Origin of the sequence: Rahnella sp. BIGb0603, from assembly GCF_024808755.1 — a bacterium.
GTDB lineage: Bacteria > Pseudomonadota > Gammaproteobacteria > Enterobacterales > Enterobacteriaceae > Rahnella > Rahnella contaminans.
This window is the reverse complement of record NZ_JANUEX010000001.1, coordinates 275,732-290,572: the sequence shown is the minus strand read 5'-3', so window position 1 is coordinate 290,572 and position 14,841 is coordinate 275,732. Positions and strand designations below refer to the sequence as shown.

19 protein-coding genes are annotated in these 14,841 nt (G+C 53.2%); 8 read left to right on the top strand and 11 right to left on the bottom strand.

Annotation, left to right across the window (positions count from 1 at the left end; genetic code table 11):
• Positions 1-48: 48 nt before the first annotated feature.
• Entirely contained in the window at positions 49-807 is a 759-nt protein-coding gene (gene cutC / locus M2403_RS01330) for a copper homeostasis protein CutC (protein WP_165056982.1), read from the top strand.
• 104 nt (positions 808-911) lie between these two features.
• On the opposite strand, the gene M2403_RS01325 is transcribed toward cutC, so the two are convergent.
• The 7 genes from M2403_RS01325 to M2403_RS01295 all read right to left on the bottom strand — a co-directional run bounded on the left by M2403_RS01325 (position 912) and on the right by M2403_RS01295 (position 5,752).
• Positions 912-1,154, bottom strand: coding sequence for a hypothetical protein (locus M2403_RS01325; protein WP_152325795.1), 243 nt, complete (start codon positions 1,152-1,154; stop codon positions 912-914).
• Positions 1,155-1,581: 427 nt separating this feature from the next.
• Entirely contained in the window at positions 1,582-1,785 is a 204-nt protein-coding gene (locus tag M2403_RS01320; RefSeq protein ID WP_104922452.1) for a hypothetical protein, read from the bottom strand.
• A 166-nt stretch (positions 1,786-1,951) separates the two neighbouring features.
• On the bottom strand, positions 1,952-2,923 hold the full coding sequence (gene cmoB, locus M2403_RS01315; protein ID WP_259228374.1) for a tRNA 5-methoxyuridine(34)/uridine 5-oxyacetic acid(34) synthase CmoB: 972 nt from the start codon (positions 2,921-2,923) through the stop codon (positions 1,952-1,954).
• A complete protein-coding gene (gene cmoA / locus M2403_RS01310) occupies positions 2,920-3,663 on the bottom strand; it encodes a carboxy-S-adenosyl-L-methionine synthase CmoA (RefSeq protein ID WP_152325797.1) in 744 nt (247 codons plus the stop codon). The genes cmoB and cmoA overlap by 4 nt, the downstream gene beginning before the upstream one ends.
• Positions 3,664-3,778: 115 nt before the next feature.
• The gene (locus M2403_RS01305) at positions 3,779-4,174 is read right to left on the bottom strand and encodes an MAPEG family protein (RefSeq protein ID WP_152325798.1); all 396 of its coding nucleotides are present in this window, start codon (positions 4,172-4,174) and stop codon (positions 3,779-3,781) included.
• Positions 4,175-4,283: 109 nt separating this feature from the next.
• Positions 4,284-5,102, bottom strand: coding sequence for a DUF72 domain-containing protein (locus M2403_RS01300; protein ID WP_259228372.1), 819 nt, complete (start codon positions 5,100-5,102; stop codon positions 4,284-4,286).
• Positions 5,103-5,176: 74 nt separating this feature from the next.
• Complete coding sequence (locus tag M2403_RS01295; protein ID WP_152325800.1) at positions 5,177-5,752, bottom strand: hydrolase; 576 nt, start codon at positions 5,750-5,752, stop codon at positions 5,177-5,179.
• Positions 5,753-6,090: 338 nt separating this feature from the next.
• Here M2403_RS01295 and aspS point away from each other — a divergent pair, with 338 nt between their 5' ends.
• From aspS to ruvB, 6 genes are all read left to right on the top strand, one after another.
• On the top strand, positions 6,091-7,887 hold the full coding sequence (aspS, locus tag M2403_RS01290; RefSeq protein WP_259228370.1) for an aspartate--tRNA ligase: 1,797 nt from the start codon (positions 6,091-6,093) through the stop codon (positions 7,885-7,887).
• On the top strand, positions 7,887-8,333 hold the full coding sequence (nudB, locus tag M2403_RS01285; RefSeq protein ID WP_152325802.1) for a dihydroneopterin triphosphate diphosphatase: 447 nt from the start codon (positions 7,887-7,889) through the stop codon (positions 8,331-8,333). The genes aspS and nudB overlap by 1 nt, the downstream gene beginning before the upstream one ends.
• A gap of 25 nt (positions 8,334-8,358) precedes the next feature.
• On the top strand, positions 8,359-9,102 hold the full coding sequence (locus M2403_RS01280; protein ID WP_152325803.1) for a YebC/PmpR family DNA-binding transcriptional regulator: 744 nt from the start codon (positions 8,359-8,361) through the stop codon (positions 9,100-9,102).
• 109 nt (positions 9,103-9,211) lie between these two features.
• Positions 9,212-9,733: a crossover junction endodeoxyribonuclease RuvC gene (gene ruvC, locus M2403_RS01275; RefSeq protein ID WP_015696865.1), complete on the top strand. Its 522-nt coding sequence runs from the start codon at positions 9,212-9,214 to the stop codon at positions 9,731-9,733.
• Positions 9,734-9,820: 87 nt separating this feature from the next.
• On the top strand, positions 9,821-10,435 hold the full coding sequence (gene ruvA, locus M2403_RS01270) for a Holliday junction branch migration protein RuvA (RefSeq protein ID WP_152325805.1): 615 nt from the start codon (positions 9,821-9,823) through the stop codon (positions 10,433-10,435).
• Between the two features lie 8 nt (positions 10,436-10,443).
• Positions 10,444-11,451 carry a Holliday junction branch migration DNA helicase RuvB gene (ruvB, locus tag M2403_RS01265; protein WP_015696866.1) on the top strand — a complete coding sequence of 336 codons (1,008 nt, stop codon included), beginning with the start codon at positions 10,444-10,446 and terminating at the stop codon, positions 11,449-11,451.
• A 77-nt stretch (positions 11,452-11,528) separates the two neighbouring features.
• Here the strand turns inward: ruvB and M2403_RS01260 are convergent, their stop codons facing one another.
• From M2403_RS01260 to M2403_RS01245, 4 genes are all read right to left on the bottom strand, one after another.
• Entirely contained in the window at positions 11,529-11,927 is a 399-nt protein-coding gene (locus M2403_RS01260; protein ID WP_259228363.1) for a fibronectin type III-like domain-contianing protein, read from the bottom strand.
• A gap of 288 nt (positions 11,928-12,215) precedes the next feature.
• Entirely contained in the window at positions 12,216-12,482 is a 267-nt protein-coding gene (locus M2403_RS01255) for a helix-turn-helix transcriptional regulator (protein WP_152325807.1), read from the bottom strand.
• 73 nt (positions 12,483-12,555) lie between these two features.
• The gene (locus M2403_RS01250) at positions 12,556-12,726 is read right to left on the bottom strand and encodes an ash family protein (protein WP_256443880.1); all 171 of its coding nucleotides are present in this window, start codon (positions 12,724-12,726) and stop codon (positions 12,556-12,558) included.
• Positions 12,727-12,904: 178 nt separating this feature from the next.
• Positions 12,905-13,810: a LysR family transcriptional regulator gene (locus M2403_RS01245; protein ID WP_208950258.1), complete on the bottom strand. Its 906-nt coding sequence runs from the start codon at positions 13,808-13,810 to the stop codon at positions 12,905-12,907.
• A 115-nt stretch (positions 13,811-13,925) separates the two neighbouring features.
• Between M2403_RS01245 and M2403_RS01240 the strand changes: the two genes are divergently transcribed.
• The gene (locus M2403_RS01240; RefSeq protein ID WP_217152655.1) at positions 13,926-14,735 is read left to right on the top strand and encodes an SDR family NAD(P)-dependent oxidoreductase; all 810 of its coding nucleotides are present in this window, start codon (positions 13,926-13,928) and stop codon (positions 14,733-14,735) included.
• The last annotated feature ends 106 nt before the right edge of the window (positions 14,736-14,841 follow it).

Sequence of the window (14,841 nt, the reverse complement as noted above, 5' to 3'; positions counted from 1 at the left end):
GGTTACACACAAGTGTTGTAGCATAATGCCGTAATCAGGAGAGGTCACATGACTAAATTAGAAGTGTGTTGTTACAGCGTGGATTGTGCGTTAACAGCAGAACAAGCCGGAGCCGATCGCGTCGAATTGTGCGCGAGTCAGGCCGACGGCGGTATTACGCCGAGTTACGGCACCCTCAAACTGGCGAGGGAAAAAGTGACGATCCCTGTACATCCGATTGTACGTCCGAGGGGTGGTGACTTTTGCTATAGCCAAAGCGAATTTGATGTTTTGAAAAGCGACATCGCGATGATCCGCGATCTCGGTTTTCCAGGTCTGGTGGTCGGCATGCTCGACGATGAAGGGCATATTGATATGCCAAGAATGTGGGAAGTCATGGCGTTATGCGGCGATATGGCTGTGACATTTCACCGCGCTTTCGACATGTGCCTGAACCCGAAGATTGCGCTTGAGCAGTTGACTCAGCTAGGTGTGGCGCGCATTCTGACTTCCGGACAGCAGCAAAATGCGGAAGTCGGTTTGCCGATGCTTCGGGAACTGAATCAGCTCACGCGTGGTCCTATTATTATGGCTGGCGCAGGTGTGCGTCTGACGAATCTGCAAAAGTTTGTGGATATCGGGCTGACCGAATTACACAGCTCGGCAGGGCGTCAGGTGCCTTCCTCTATGCGCTACCGCAAAGCCGGTGTCACCATGAGTTCCGACACCGATTTTGATGAATTCAGTCGTTATTGCGTGGACGGTGATATTGTTGCCGCAATGAAAAGTACATTGCAGTTTGACGATCAAATATCCCGCACGGCGTAATAATCTCAAGATTTAACCGGGTCAAACGACCCTTATTGCGTCGCCCTGCGCAAGTACCAGGCCCCGTCATTTTGGCGGGGCTTTTTTTATACTTAATATCTCTGCTAGACGCGGTGTTTTTCGGAAGAGCCTGCTGCGGTTTCAATCAGCGTCACCAGATGTTCGATGGCGTCTTTTGTGGGATCCTGTTTATCGCTGTTCGCCGTATTACGGCGTAAAGACTCAACAACTTCCGTTTTTACATCGGGAAGATTTACCGAAATTGAAGCGATGCTGAATGCTATTGCAGCCTCCAGTGCCTGAGCGGTGCGCAGGAGAACATCCGGGTTTTCGTGTGAGTCGGACACTTTATAACCTTGTGGTTTGAATGGTTATAGGAGACTAGCATTTCCATTACATTTGGAAAGGGTGTCAGATCGAAAATTGGACAAATGTTGTCATTTAATCTGAAAAGTGTCAGCCCCAGGTGAGGTAAGCCACGCCAAACATGCCGGCTTTAACCACCAGACACATCACAAAGAGGCCTAAAACAATCACTGCACGATCAAAAAGGAATCGGATTCGCCGGCGCATACTTATCTCCGCGACAGGTTCGCGTTCTGATGAATAACTTTGGCCGAATTTATACACGAAACACTATGAATCAATCCAACGATAAAGTATGAAAACAGGAAGCTTTACAAAGGCCTGGCGCACAGAGGCCGTCAGCCCTGATCTTAAGGCCGCAAAAGGTGAATAAATTCGGAAGATTTATGTCAGTCAGAAGTGTGCTGGCTACTTTTCGTAGAAGTTTTTAATTTTGATTGCGACATCGATATTGGCCCAGTGCAATTCGTTTTCCTGATGCAGACTGCTGCTGCCATCTTCCCAGGAAACGTAATATGAGACGATTTCCTTATCAGATTCAAACGTATTCATCACGGTGCCTTTGATATCGCCGGATCTGTGTTGAACGATACTGCCTTTAGGGAATTTCATACATCCTCCCAGAACGTTAACCACGATCTCTGTCAGAACAAACAGATAGCCATTCCGAAAGGTTAGACCTTTTTAATCCCGGATGTACAGCGCGAGGGGGTAGAAAGCCGGAGATAAATGCGGAGAAGGTTTCCGCCAGACAGTGTGCCTGGCGGAGAAAACAGGTTTAAGGTTTGCGGGCGATAAGCAACGCGCGGCGCGGTGCCGGATAACCTTCAATAGTTTTCGTCGGATCGTTCGGGTCTAGGAATTCGGCCAGTGATTCGCTGGTCATCCAGTCGGTACGGCGCTGTTCCTCAACTGTAGTGACGCTGACATCCGCGATACGCACATCTAAAAATCCGCATTTAATCAGCCAGTCTTTCAGCGCTTCGGCAGACGGAATGAAATAGATATTTCCCATCTGCGCGTAACGGTCGCCTGGCACCAGAATCTGCTGACTGTCACCTTCGACAACCAGCGTTTCCAGCACCAGTTCACCGCCACTGACCAGCTGGTTTTTCAGCTGATAAAGATGATCCAGCGGTGAACGTCGGTGATAAAGCACGCCCATCGAGAAAACAGTGTCAAACGCGTTCAGCTCAGGCAACTGCTCAATGCCCAGCGGCAGTAAATGTGCACGCTGATCGCCGCCCAGCAATTTACGTACGGCTTCAAACTGGCAGAGGAAAAGCTGCATCGGATCGATACCGACGGCCAGATGCGCGCCCGCGCCAATCATGCGCCACATGTGATAGCCGCTGCCGCAGCCGACGTCTAAAATTGTACGGCCTGCCAGAGAAGAGATGTGCGGAAGTACGCGATCCCATTTCCAGTCTGAACGCCATTCGGTATTGATTTCAACGTCATACAGCGAAAAAGGCCCTTTGCGCCATGGCATCATATTACGCAGCAGATTTTCAATTCCTTCGCGCTGACCGGCGGGCAGCGGGGTTTCCATATTGGCGGAAACGCTGTGCAGCAAATCCAGACGTTCAGGCTGTAACAGCGGCAGGCGGTCAACCGAGTTAAACCACAGCTTGAACTTACCGTGCAGCGACTCTTTCTGCCAGGCGGTCAGTTGCGAAGGCAGCGTATTGAGCCACGGGCTCAGCGGGCCTTTGGCAATCACGCGGTAAAAATCACCAAAATCAATCATTCTGCTTCCCCGGCTTTCACGGCAATCAGCGAGCCAAAGTTAAAGCACTGGAACCAGAGTTCAGTGTGCTGGAAACCAGCCTGATGCAGGCGCGCTTTGTGGGTTTCAACAGAATCGGTCAGCATCACGTTTTCCAGCATGCTGCGTTTCTGGCTGATTTCCAGCTCGCTGTAGCCGTTCGCACGTTTGAAATCATGATGCATATTGAAGAGCAGTTCGCCGACGTCTTTGTCCGCGAAACTGAATTTCTCTGACAGCACCAGCGCTGCGCCCGGGCGCATTCCCTGATAGACCTGATTCAGCAGGCGCTGACGATCGTCCGGTTCAAGAAATTGCAGGGTGAAATTGAGCACAACCATCGAGGCATTTTTGAGTTCGATATCCAGAATATCGGCTTCAATAACGTTAACCGGCGTATCGGCGCGGAAGGCGTCGATGTGGCGTCGGCAGCGTTCCACCATGGCGGGGGAATTGTCGACTGCAATGATTTCGCAACCCGAAACCTTGATATTGCGGCGCATCGACAGCGTAGCCGCACCAAGCGAGCATCCCAGATCATAGACATTCGTGTCGGGCTTAACAAAGCGCTCGGCGAGCATGCCAATCATCGAAATAATGTTGGAATAACCCGGTACAGAACGTTGGATCATATCGGGGAAAACTTCAGCAACGCGTTCATCGAACGTCCAGTCGCCCAGCTTATCTATCGGTGCAGAAAACAGCGTATCGTGCTTTGCCATAATGGTGAGTCGAACCAAAAAATTGAAGGGACAGAATTTTGAGGGCGAATTTTAGCAGATACTGAGGCGGGCAGATACCTGTGCGCGGCGCTGCCCGTAAAAAACGGCGGAAAAGCTAATCGAATGCCAGAAACTGGGACCACGGCAAATAGATGATATTCGCGATAACCATTAACACCAGCGAGATATAAGTGGCGGCCATGCCGCTGCGGCGCCAGGCGAATTCGCGGTGTTTTAAGCCGTAATAATGGAACAGCCGGCCGGTAATCAGCAGTAATCCGCAGGCATGAATCATCCAGACGCCGGCACCGTTCATTTCCATAAACAGCAGCAATAAACAGCCGATTGGCAGGTATTCGACGGCGTTGCCGTGAACGCGGATGGCGGTTTGCAATTCGTAGGAGCCGCCGTCGCCGGTGGCAATGCGGTACTGCATTCTCAGGCGTACGACATCGAAAGAGAGTTTGATCAAAAGTATGGCGGCAAGCACGACATATAACGCGCTAATCATGATGACTTCCTTGGTTATTCCCTGTGATCCGGTGGGGCAATGACCCGCTTCACTGCGCCATTATGATAGCGGCAAGACGCAAAACTGTCGTCAGACATTCACGAATAATTTAGAACAGTGCGTCCTGTTCCGGCCAGTCAGGTTCAGGCTGAACGGTCGGAATTTTAGCCCGCAGCAAGGGCCAGAGACTGCGCGCCTGTTGCGGTGCGTCGGTGCAGTCCGGCGTGTGGATAAACAGATAAGGAGAAAGCCCCTGGGTTTCCCACTCCGCAAGTTTGTCTGCCCACTGTGCGAACAGCGGCCTGTTATCGTCAAGAATATCACCGCCGATGAAACGCACGATTGGGCGCGTCGCGGTTACAACGGCATGCAGCGGCAGAACAGGTTTTTTTCGTTTGGCGTCAAGCACCGCTTCAGTCTGAGATTTCGAGCTGTGAACCGGACGGCTGTCGAGAATGGTGCGGTTGATCCCACGCTGATGTAACCCCTGATTCAGCGCACGCTCGGCATCGCCTTTGGCGAAGAAATCAGAATGGCGTACTTCAACGCCGTAATCAAAACCGGCGGGCAGGGCATCAAGAAATTGCCATAAACGCTCAAGATGCGCGGGTGCAAAAGTGGGCGGAAGCTGTAACCAGAGCTGCCCGATGCGTTCGCCAAGCGGCTCCAGCGTGCGGTAAAACGTATCGACATCTTCCTGACAGTTCGCCAGTGCCGCTTTATGGCTGATGGATGACGGGAATTTAAAACAGAAACGGAAGGATTCAGGCGTCATATCGCGCCAGCGCATCACTACGTCCTGTTTCGGCAACGCATAAAATGTGGTGTTGCCTTCGACACAATTGAAATACCGGGCGTAATCAGCCAGATCGCGAAGCCCGATACGGGCCCAGGCGTTGTGGTGCCATTGCGGTAAACCAATATACATGCCGCGCTTCCTCTGTTTTTTCCATAAAAAACGCCGCCCGGCAGGCAGCGTCAGGGATATCCGGCAGGTTAACGTTACTGTGGCAGTGCGGCAAGCACTTCGGCGGTTGAACGTACGCGGCTGATGCGCGGGAAGATAAACTGCACGCTGGACTGATGATGGTCGTTGTTGTGCGCGCTGCAGGCATCTTCGGCGATCACCAGCTCATAGCCGTGTTCCCAGGCGTTACGGGCTGTGGATTCCACACCGATGTTGGTGGAAATGCCGGCCAGCACAATGCTTTTAATGCCACGGCGGCGCAGTTGTAAATCCAGATCTGTACCGTAGAACGCACCCCACTGGCGTTTAACCACCAGCAAGTCTTTGTCGGTGACGCCCAGTTGCTCCGGGAATTCCCACCAGCTCGCTGGCAGGCCGCCTTCCGGCGCGGCCGCAGGGACATCGACCGGCTGTTTCAGCGCTTCGTCAAAAGAGTCGGACCAGCCCACGCGCACCATTACCACCGGAGAGCCCAGTTTACGGAAACGGTTTGCCAGTTCAGTGGCGTTATCCAGAACCTGCTGCGCGGTATGCGGGCCGCCGGCAAACGGCAGAATGCCTTTCTGTAAATCGATCAGCACTAATGCAGTGGTTTTAGGGTCGAGTTTCATGGTGTTAGCTCCCGGTTATCAAAAGGGGTAAATAGAGGCAGGAATAATGAACTGCGTGTACAAAGGGGATAGCCGGAGTCTATGCTAACGCGTGGGTCAAAATGGGGATAATTTTGTTAAATTATGTGTAGCAAGCAACATGTGTGAATTTCCGCGCCAGCCTTGATGCGTTCGCACTTATCCTGCGGCGGAAATTCCTTTATAATAGCCGCCTTTTTTCGACCCGAATAAAACCCATTCCGCGCGCTGCACAGTTTTGCGGCGGGCGACCAGAGTGAATAACCGTTTCTGTACCTGTGCGCCATGAGGCCGGGTAGTGGGATCAAAAGGATACCGTTATGCGTACTGTATATTGTGGAAAGCTGAATGCGTCCAATGTGGGCCAGGAAGTGACATTGTGTGGCTGGGTTAACCGTCGCCGCGATTTGGGTGGTTTGATTTTCATCGATATGCGTGACCGCGAAGGTATCGTTCAGGTCTTCTTCGACCCGGATCAGGCCGAAGCCTACAAACTGGCTTCTGAACTGCGTAACGAGTTTTGCATTCAGTTAACCGGTACCGTCCGTGCGCGTCCTGAAAGCCAGTTCAACAAAGACATGGCGACCGGTGAAGTGGAAGTGTTCGCTAACCAGCTGAACATCATCAACCGTTCAGAAGCGCTGCCGCTGGACTCCAATCACGTCAACACTGAAGAAGCGCGTCTGAAATACCGCTATCTGGATCTGCGTCGCCCCGAGATGGCTAACCGCCTGAAAGCGCGTGCAAAAATTACCAGTTTCGTGCGTCGTTTCATGGACAGCCATGACTTCCTCGACATTGAAACCCCGATGCTGACCAAAGCCACACCGGAAGGCGCGCGTGACTATCTGGTGCCAAGCCGTGTGCATAAAGGCAAATTCTACGCTTTGCCGCAGTCTCCTCAGCTGTTCAAACAGCTGCTGATGATGTCCGGTTTTGATCGCTATTATCAGATTGTTAAATGCTTCCGTGACGAAGATTTACGTGCTGACCGTCAGCCGGAATTCACCCAGATCGACGTGGAAACCTCTTTCATGAGCGCTGAGCAAGTGCGCGAAGTGATGGAGAAACTGGCCCGCGAACTGTGGCAGGAAATCAAAGGCGTGGATCTGGGCGATTTCCCGGTCATGACCTTTGCAGAAGCCATGCGTCGTTTCGGTTCAGACAAACCGGACCTGCGTAACCCGATGGAAATGGTTGATGTTGCTGACCTGATGAAAAACATCGAGTTCAAAGTGTTCGCTGATCCGGCTAACGATCCGAAAGGCCGTGTAGCAGCATTACGCGTTCCGGGCGGTGCATCCCTGAGCCGTAAGCAAATTGATGAGTACGCGAAATTCATCGAAATCTACGGCGCGAAAGGCCTGGCTTACATCAAAGTCAACGAAGTGGCGAAAGGTCTGGAAGGTATTCAGAGCCCGGTTGCCAAATTCCTGAATGAAGAACTGCTGTCCGCCCTGGTCGAACGTACCGGCGCGCAAGACGGTGACATGATCTTCTTCGGCGCAGCCAGCGCGAAGATTGTGACCGACGCAATCGGCGCACTGCGTCTGAAAGTAGGTCGCGATCTGAAAATCACCAACGAAGACATGTGGGCTCCGCTGTGGGTTATCGACTTCCCGATGTTTGAAGATACCGACGAAGGCGGCCTGAGCGCCATGCACCACCCGTTCACAGCACCGAAAGAGATGACGGCGCAGGAACTGGCGGCAAACCCGGTTTCCGCTATCGCGAATGCCTACGACATGGTCATCAACGGCTACGAAGTGGGTGGCGGCTCTGTGCGTATTCACCGCAGCGAAATGCAGCAGACCGTGTTCAGCATTCTGGGCATTAACGAACATGAACAGCGCGAGAAATTCGGCTTCCTGCTCGACGCCCTGAAATACGGTACACCGCCACATGCCGGTCTGGCATTTGGTCTGGATCGTCTGGTTATGCTTCTGACCGGTACGGATAACATCCGTGACGTTATCGCTTTCCCGAAAACCACGGCAGCGGCCTGTCTGATGACCGAAGCACCAAGCTTCGCGAATCCGGCCTCTTTACTGGAACTCGGTATTGCGGTTGTTGCGAAAAAAGAAGTGACGCCAGACACAAATACTGAGAATAACTAATGAGCTATAAGCGTCCTGAGTCGATACTGTGCGTCATCTACGCCAGAAACACCGGCAGGGTGCTGATGCTCCAACGAAAGGATGACCCGAATTTCTGGCAGTCGGTGACCGGTAGCCTGGAAGGCGGGGAATCCCCGAATCAAACCGCGCAGCGTGAAGTGATGGAAGAGGTCGGAATCGACATCGCAGGTGAAAACCTGCCTCTTCAGGATTGTGACCGTTGCGAGGACTTTGAAATATTTGCGCATTTGCGCCATCGCTATGCTCCCGGCGTAACCCGTAATAAAGAACATTGGTTCTGTCTGGCGTTACCCGACGAGCGTGATGTGGTTCTTACCGAACATCATGCGTTCCGGTGGCTGGGAAAAGCGGAAGCGGCAGCGCTGACCGTCTCCCCGAGCAACCAGCAGGCGATTGAAGAATTTGTAAACTATTCGGTCTGTTAAGACTTTAGACTTTTTGGAGATATTTATGGCAGGTCACAGTAAGTGGGCCAACACCAAGCACCGCAAAGCGGCGCAAGATTCTAAACGTGGCAAAATCTTCACCAAAATCATTCGTGAGCTGGTTACCGCTGCACGTCTGGGCGGCGGCGATGCGGGTTCAAACCCACGTCTGCGTGCTGCAATTGATAAAGCACTGTCCAACAACATGACCCGCGATACCCTGAACCGTGCCATTGCGCGTGGCGTCGGTGGTGACGAAGACACCAACATGGAAACCATCATTTATGAAGGTTACGGCCCGGGTGGTTCTGCAATCATGGTCGAATGTCTGAGTGACAACCGCAACCGTACCGTGGCTGAAGTGCGTCATGCCTTCACCAAAACCGGCGGTAATCTGGGCACTGACGGTTCCGTTGCGTACCTGTTCTCCAAGAAAGGCGTGATTTCTTTCGCACCAGGTCTGGATGAAGATGTGCTGATGGAAGCCGCACTGGAAGCGGGTGCAGAAGATATCCAGTCTTACGACGATGGCGCCATCGATGTGTTCACAGCCTGGGAAAATCTGGGCGAAGTGAAAGACGCACTGGAAGCTGCCGGTTTCAAAGCAGATTCCGCAGAAGTCACCATGATCCCATCGACCAAAGCCGACATGGATGCAGAAACTGCACCAAAACTGTTGCGCCTGATCGACATGCTGGAAGATTGTGACGACGTACAAGAGGTTTACCACAACGGTGAAATCTCCGACGAGATCGCAGAAACTCTGTAATCTCACCGCAGCCGGTGGTCTCCACCGGCTGGCTATTCTCAAATCCCTCAGCAGTTTATACTGTCCCCAACTTTCTCAAAAAAACGACAACACAAGGCGTTGAGCTGCTATGGCTATTATTCTGGGGATCGACCCCGGTTCACGCATCACCGGCTATGGCATTATCCGCCAGACAGGGCGTCAGCTGAGTTATCTGGGCAGCGGCTGCATCCGTACCGTCGTTGACGATATGCCGGGGCGTTTGAAATTAATTTACGCCGGCGTATCGGAAATTATTACGCAGTTCCAGCCTGACTTTTTTGCCATCGAATCCGTATTCATGGCGAAGAATGCGGACTCCGCGTTAAAGCTCGGGCAGGCGCGTGGCGCAGCGATTGTAGCCGCAGTGAATCAGGATTTGCCGGTGTTCGAATACGCCGCGCGGCAGGTGAAACAAACGGTTGTCGGTACAGGTGCTGCCGAAAAATCGCAGGTGCAGCACATGGTGCGTTCTATCCTGAAACTGCCCGCCAATCCGCAGGCCGATGCCGCCGATGCACTGGCGATTGCGATTACGCATTGTCACATGAGCCAGAATGCGATCCGGCTGAGTTCTGATAAATTGCAGATGGCGCGCGGACGTATGCGATAGACGCCGCAAGTCCATTAGGCTGGATATTCATCCAGCCTTTTTTATGATATAAACACTGCTGCTTTTGACCTGATAAGGAAAACGAACGTGATAGGCAGACTTCGAGGCATTATTCTGGAAAAACAGCCACCTCTGGTGCTGCTGGAAACCAACGGCGTGGGCTATGAAGTGCATATGCCGATGACCTGTTTTTACGAATTGCCCGAACTGGGTCAGGAAGCCATCCTCTTCACGCAATTTATCGTTCGCGAAGATGCCCAACTGCTTTACGGGTTCAATGATAAACAAGAGCGCGCGCTGTTCCGGGAACTGATCAAAGTGAACGGCGTCGGGCCAAAGCTGGCGCTGGCAATCCTGTCAGGTATGTCGGCACAGCAGTTCGTCAGCGCAGTGGAAAAGGAAGAAATCACTGCCTTAATTAAGTTACCTGGCGTCGGTAAGAAAACCGCAGAACGCCTGGTCGTCGAAATGAAAGACCGGTTTAAAGGATTAAACGGTGATCTATTTAACAATCATACTGATATCACGCTACCTGCATCGGCGTCGAAAGCGAAAGAATCTGATGCCGAAGGTGAAGCAGTAGCCGCCCTGATATCCCTCGGATACAAACCGCCGGAAGCCAGCCGCATGATCAGTAAAGTGGCGAAACCGGGTGCAGAATCCGAAACGTTGATTAGAGAAGCGCTGCGCGCGGCGCTGTGAGGTAAACGATGATTGAAGCTGACCGCCTGATTTCTTCTGAAGTGTTTAGTGAAGAAGAGGTCATTGACCGTGCGATCCGCCCGAAGCTGCTTAACGAATATGTCGGGCAGCCCCACGTGCGCTCGCAGATGGAAATCTTTATTCAGGCGGCAAAGCAACGCAAAGATGCACTCGATCACCTGCTGATTTTCGGGCCGCCGGGGCTGGGTAAAACCACGCTGGCGAACATTGTTGCCAACGAAATGGGCGTGAATCTGCGCACGACTTCCGGACCGGTGCTGGAAAAAGCCGGTGATCTGGCCGCGATGCTGACCAATCTCGAACCTCACGACGTACTGTTTATCGATGAAATCCACCGCCTCTCGCCGGTTGTCGAAGAAATTCTGTATCCGGCGATGGAAGATTATCAGCTGGATATCATGATTGGCGAAGGCCCGGCGGCGCGTTCCATCAAGCTTGATTTACCCCCGTTCACCCTGATTGGTGCCACGACGCGCGCCGGTTCCCTGACGTCTCCGCTGCGTGACCGTTTCGGTATTGTGCAGCGTCTGGAATTTTATCAGGTCGCCGATTTGCAGCATATCGTCGGGCGCAGTGCGTCCTGCCTCGGGCTGGAATTGTCGGAAGAAGGGGCGCATCAGATTGCCCGCCGCTCGCGTGGCACGCCGCGTATTGCCAACCGCCTGCTGCGCCGCGTGCGTGATTTTGCCGAAGTGAAAGGCGACGGTACGATCAACGGTGATGTAGCAAATGGCGCGCTGGACATGCTGGACGTTGATGCGGAAGGTTTCGATTATATGGACCGCAAACTGCTTCTGGCGATTATCGATAAATTCACCGGCGGGCCGGTAGGGCTGGATAACTTAGCTGCCGCAATTGGCGAAGAACGTGAAACGATTGAAGACGTGATCGAACCGTTCCTGATCCAACAGGGCTTTATCCAGCGAACGCCGCGCGGACGTATGGCAACCAACCACGCGTATAAGCATTTCGGCATTACGCGGGAAACTGAATAACAGCCTATCTGAACCCTGTAAAAACGGACGCTGAAGCGTCCGTTTTGCTTTCTGATTTTATGATCTGCGAGTAGCCTTTACTGATTCACTTCACACCGGCTGACCATCCGCCAGTTACGCGGCAATTCCCGCACTTTTCCGGCCAGCGTCACCCTGCCGTTAGCGCGAATATCAGCGCTGGAAGCCCCGACCTGAACGTCAATAAAGCCCGGCTCAACGATGCGTTTGTGCGCGGCGTTGGTGAAAGTCAGCGTGTCGGTTGGAATACTGAAATTCAGCGTGGCGGTTTCTCCGACGTTCAGTTCAACGCGCTGGAATGCTTTCAGTTCGTGCACCGGCCGCACCAGAGAAGCCACGCAGTCGCGCAGATAAACCTGAACCACTTCGCTGCCTGCTCGCGAACCGGTATTGGCTATCTGAATCTGTACGGAAATTTCGCCGTTTTCGATGACGACTGGCTGCTGATTTAGCTGCAAATCGTGGTACCAGAACGTGGTGCCGCTCAGCCCGTAACCAAACGGGTATTTCGAGCCGAAATGGAATGCAATCGGCGTCCCGCCACTTTACGTTTTTTGATTTTGTTTTTTATTTGTGAACGGGATCAAACAGAATGAGGCCTGGCCGGCAAAAGCCCGCAGCGAACGGTATGCGGTCTCTTGCGAATGGATGGAAACCTTTGCGGTAACGGCATGAATATTTAAAAATTCGCCGGTCTGAGACTCTTCAAAATGCGGTGAAAGCCAGGCTCCCACCGCTGTTACGGATTAACTCTCCGCTTTAGGGTTCCGCAATTTAGGAACAACCAACTCCCCGTTGGCATTGTAATAACGGCTTGGCCAGATTTCCCACGCCGGAACGCCGATCATTGCCGCAATAATCAACTCACCTTTGGGCCAGCGTCGCGACAGCGTATTGGACAGGGTTGATGCGCCCAGTCCGGAATCACGCGAGAGTGCCGTCAGCGTTGAGCCTTTTTTGCGAATTGCAGCGATAATATCGGCGGGATGCCAGTCTTCACGGGTGTTCTTCATATGCTCTCTCCGTAACAAACGGGAGCATAAACCAACAGTGGGGGAGGAAGTAATGCCTGCCTTGGCTTGTCGTTCATGGTTCATTGTCCAGTAGTTTAATGTTACAGCGACCACCGGAGTTGAGAATCTCACTGGTGGTAGCCCTGACGGGGTTCTCAACACCGGTTCTACTGGATACCGGCCTGACCGTAGTCAGCCCCGCCTGAGCCACCATTGAGATATTGCTTGTTGTTTGTACAGGCAATAGGCATGCGCAGACTCAAACGTGAAATGCACTTATGCACTCCATGTCGCCAGTAAACATTCAGGTTGAGAATCCTGGTTACGGATTTTGCCGTAACGGGGGAATTATAACGTAACGGCTTACGTGTACCAACACCGCATTAGGAGTGCCTTTAATTTCTTGACGTTAAATGAGCGAATTAGTGATCCCGCAGCGGTAAACGAAAGCTGCTGATCACGGCTTTTAACGCCGCAGAAAGCTGGCGGTGACCGGGATAATAGAGAAAGAAACCGGGAAACGTGACCGACCAGTCTTCGAGCACGCGGATAAGCAAACCCTGTGCGACCAGCGCGTCATGTTCCGGGCTGCGGGCTGTGTAGACCAACCCGATCCCGTCGAGAGCGAGGCGAGTCATCATCGTTACGCTGTCGACAATCAGCGGGCCGCGGACCGGCACCGCAATTTGTTTACCTTCTTTTTCAAATTCCCATCGATACAACGCACCGCCGGTAATTTCCCGTCGCCCGATGCAGGCGTGATGTTGCAAATCGGCTGGTGAGAGCGGTTTCGCATGCCGCGCGAAATATTCAGGCGAGCCGTAAACCGCCGAATGAAAATCGGACGTCAGGCGAACCGCACTCATATCCTGCTGAACGTCGCCGCGGATACGCACTCCGGCATCAAATCCTTCAGTAACGATATCCACGAAACCGTCGTTGGTGGCCAGTTCCAGCCGGATGTCCGGGAAATCCAGATTAAATTGCTTCAGCTGCGGCATAAAAACGAGATCTGCCGCAATGCGCGGCGTATTGATGCGCACCGTGCCTTGCGGAGTTTCCCTGAAGGTATTCACTTTCTCAACCGCACCGGCAATCGCCGCAAACGCAGGCGCAATTTCGGCCAGCAGCGCAATCCCCGCTTCGGTCGGCGAAACGGTACGCGTGGTGCGGTTCAGTAACCGTACGCCCAGCCGTTCTTCCAGCGCGCGTAAAGAATGGCTGAGGGTGGATGGGGTTAAATTCAGCCGCGCCGCCGCCTTACGGAAGCTTTTTTCTTCTGCCACGGCGACAAAGGCGGTCAGTTCACCCAGTTCGTTAGTCCGCATTTCTTTTCTCATTGATGAATATGAACCAGTAAATCATGCGATATAAGACGGCTTATCCGCAACAATTAATCCTCTTATAGTCAGGTTCTGGTCAACACATTTCTCAGAGGTTTCTATGTCACAACAATTACATCTTCAGGGATCACATCTTCATATTCAGCCCCTTCGTCTGCATAACCGCGTGGCGCTGGTCACTGGCGGAGGAAGCGGAATTGGCCGTGCCGCGGCGCTGGCTTTATCACGCGACGGCGCAAAAGTGGTGGTCGCCGGGCGTCGTGAGGCGGAACTTTTGCAAACCGTTGCGCTGATCCATGAACAGGGCGGCGACGCGCTGGCGGTGCCGGCAGACGTTTCAGACAGCGCGCAGGTTCAACATATGATTGCGGAAACGCTGGCGCATTTCGGGCGTCTGGACGCGGCGTTTAATAATGCCGGTGTCGAAGGTTTTGCGCCGGTCAGCGAAATGACGGAAGCCGAATTCGACCGCGTGATCGCCATCAATCTGAAAGGCGTCTGGCTGTCCGTGAAATATGAACTGGAGGCGATGGTGGCCGCAGGTCACGGCGGCGCGATTGTGAATACGTCCTCGTGGCTGGCGCACGGTGCGAGTTTCGGGTCTGCGGCTTATTCCGCCAGCAAGGGCGGTCTGGATGCCATGATCCGCGCCATTGCGCTGGAAACCGGCGCGCATAAAATCCGTATCAACAACGTGAATCCAGGCATTATCGATACGCCGATGGCACGACGGATGGGCGCGAATGAAGAGATGCTCAGGCCGTTTGTTCAGCTGACACCGGCAGGGCGCGTTGGCGAATCCGACGACGTGGGCGACGTTGTTGCGTGGCTGTGCAGCGACGAAGCGCGGTTTGTCACCGGGCAAAATCTGCTGGTAGACGGCGGATTCACCATCGCCGGTCTGCGCTAGTTTGCCGGAGATGCTCAGGGACGAGCCTCCTTCAGCACAAAGTCTGAAGCCGATCACAGTTTCGTCACACGGCTGATATTACGACTTGTTTCTGTCAACGATTCGC

Excerpts from the sequence above, each read along its gene's own strand:
- cutC (WP_165056982.1), top strand. The coding sequence starts at position 49 with ATGACTAAATTAGAAGTGTGTTGTTACAGCGTGGATTGTGCGTTAACA.
- M2403_RS01320 (WP_104922452.1), bottom strand. The coding sequence starts at position 1,785 with ATGAAATTCCCTAAAGGCAGTATCGTTCAACACAGATCCGGCGATATC.
- cmoB (WP_259228374.1), bottom strand. The coding sequence starts at position 2,923 with ATGATTGATTTTGGTGATTTTTACCGCGTGATTGCCAAAGGCCCGCTG.
- cmoA (WP_152325797.1), bottom strand. The coding sequence starts at position 3,663 with ATGGCAAAGCACGATACGCTGTTTTCTGCACCGATAGATAAGCTGGGC.
- M2403_RS01305 (WP_152325798.1), bottom strand. The coding sequence starts at position 4,174 with ATGATTAGCGCGTTATATGTCGTGCTTGCCGCCATACTTTTGATCAAA.
- M2403_RS01300 (WP_259228372.1), bottom strand. The coding sequence starts at position 5,102 with ATGTATATTGGTTTACCGCAATGGCACCACAACGCCTGGGCCCGTATC.
- M2403_RS01295 (WP_152325800.1), bottom strand. The coding sequence starts at position 5,752 with ATGAAACTCGACCCTAAAACCACTGCATTAGTGCTGATCGATTTACAG.
- aspS (WP_259228370.1), top strand. The coding sequence starts at position 6,091 with ATGCGTACTGTATATTGTGGAAAGCTGAATGCGTCCAATGTGGGCCAG.
- nudB (WP_152325802.1), top strand. The coding sequence starts at position 7,887 with ATGAGCTATAAGCGTCCTGAGTCGATACTGTGCGTCATCTACGCCAGA.
- M2403_RS01280 (WP_152325803.1), top strand. The coding sequence starts at position 8,359 with ATGGCAGGTCACAGTAAGTGGGCCAACACCAAGCACCGCAAAGCGGCG.
- ruvC (WP_015696865.1), top strand. The coding sequence starts at position 9,212 with ATGGCTATTATTCTGGGGATCGACCCCGGTTCACGCATCACCGGCTAT.
- ruvB (WP_015696866.1), top strand. The coding sequence starts at position 10,444 with ATGATTGAAGCTGACCGCCTGATTTCTTCTGAAGTGTTTAGTGAAGAA.
- M2403_RS01255 (WP_152325807.1), bottom strand. The coding sequence starts at position 12,482 with ATGAAGAACACCCGTGAAGACTGGCATCCCGCCGATATTATCGCTGCA.
- M2403_RS01245 (WP_208950258.1), bottom strand. The coding sequence starts at position 13,810 with ATGCGGACTAACGAACTGGGTGAACTGACCGCCTTTGTCGCCGTGGCA.
- M2403_RS01240 (WP_217152655.1), top strand. The coding sequence starts at position 13,926 with ATGTCACAACAATTACATCTTCAGGGATCACATCTTCATATTCAGCCC.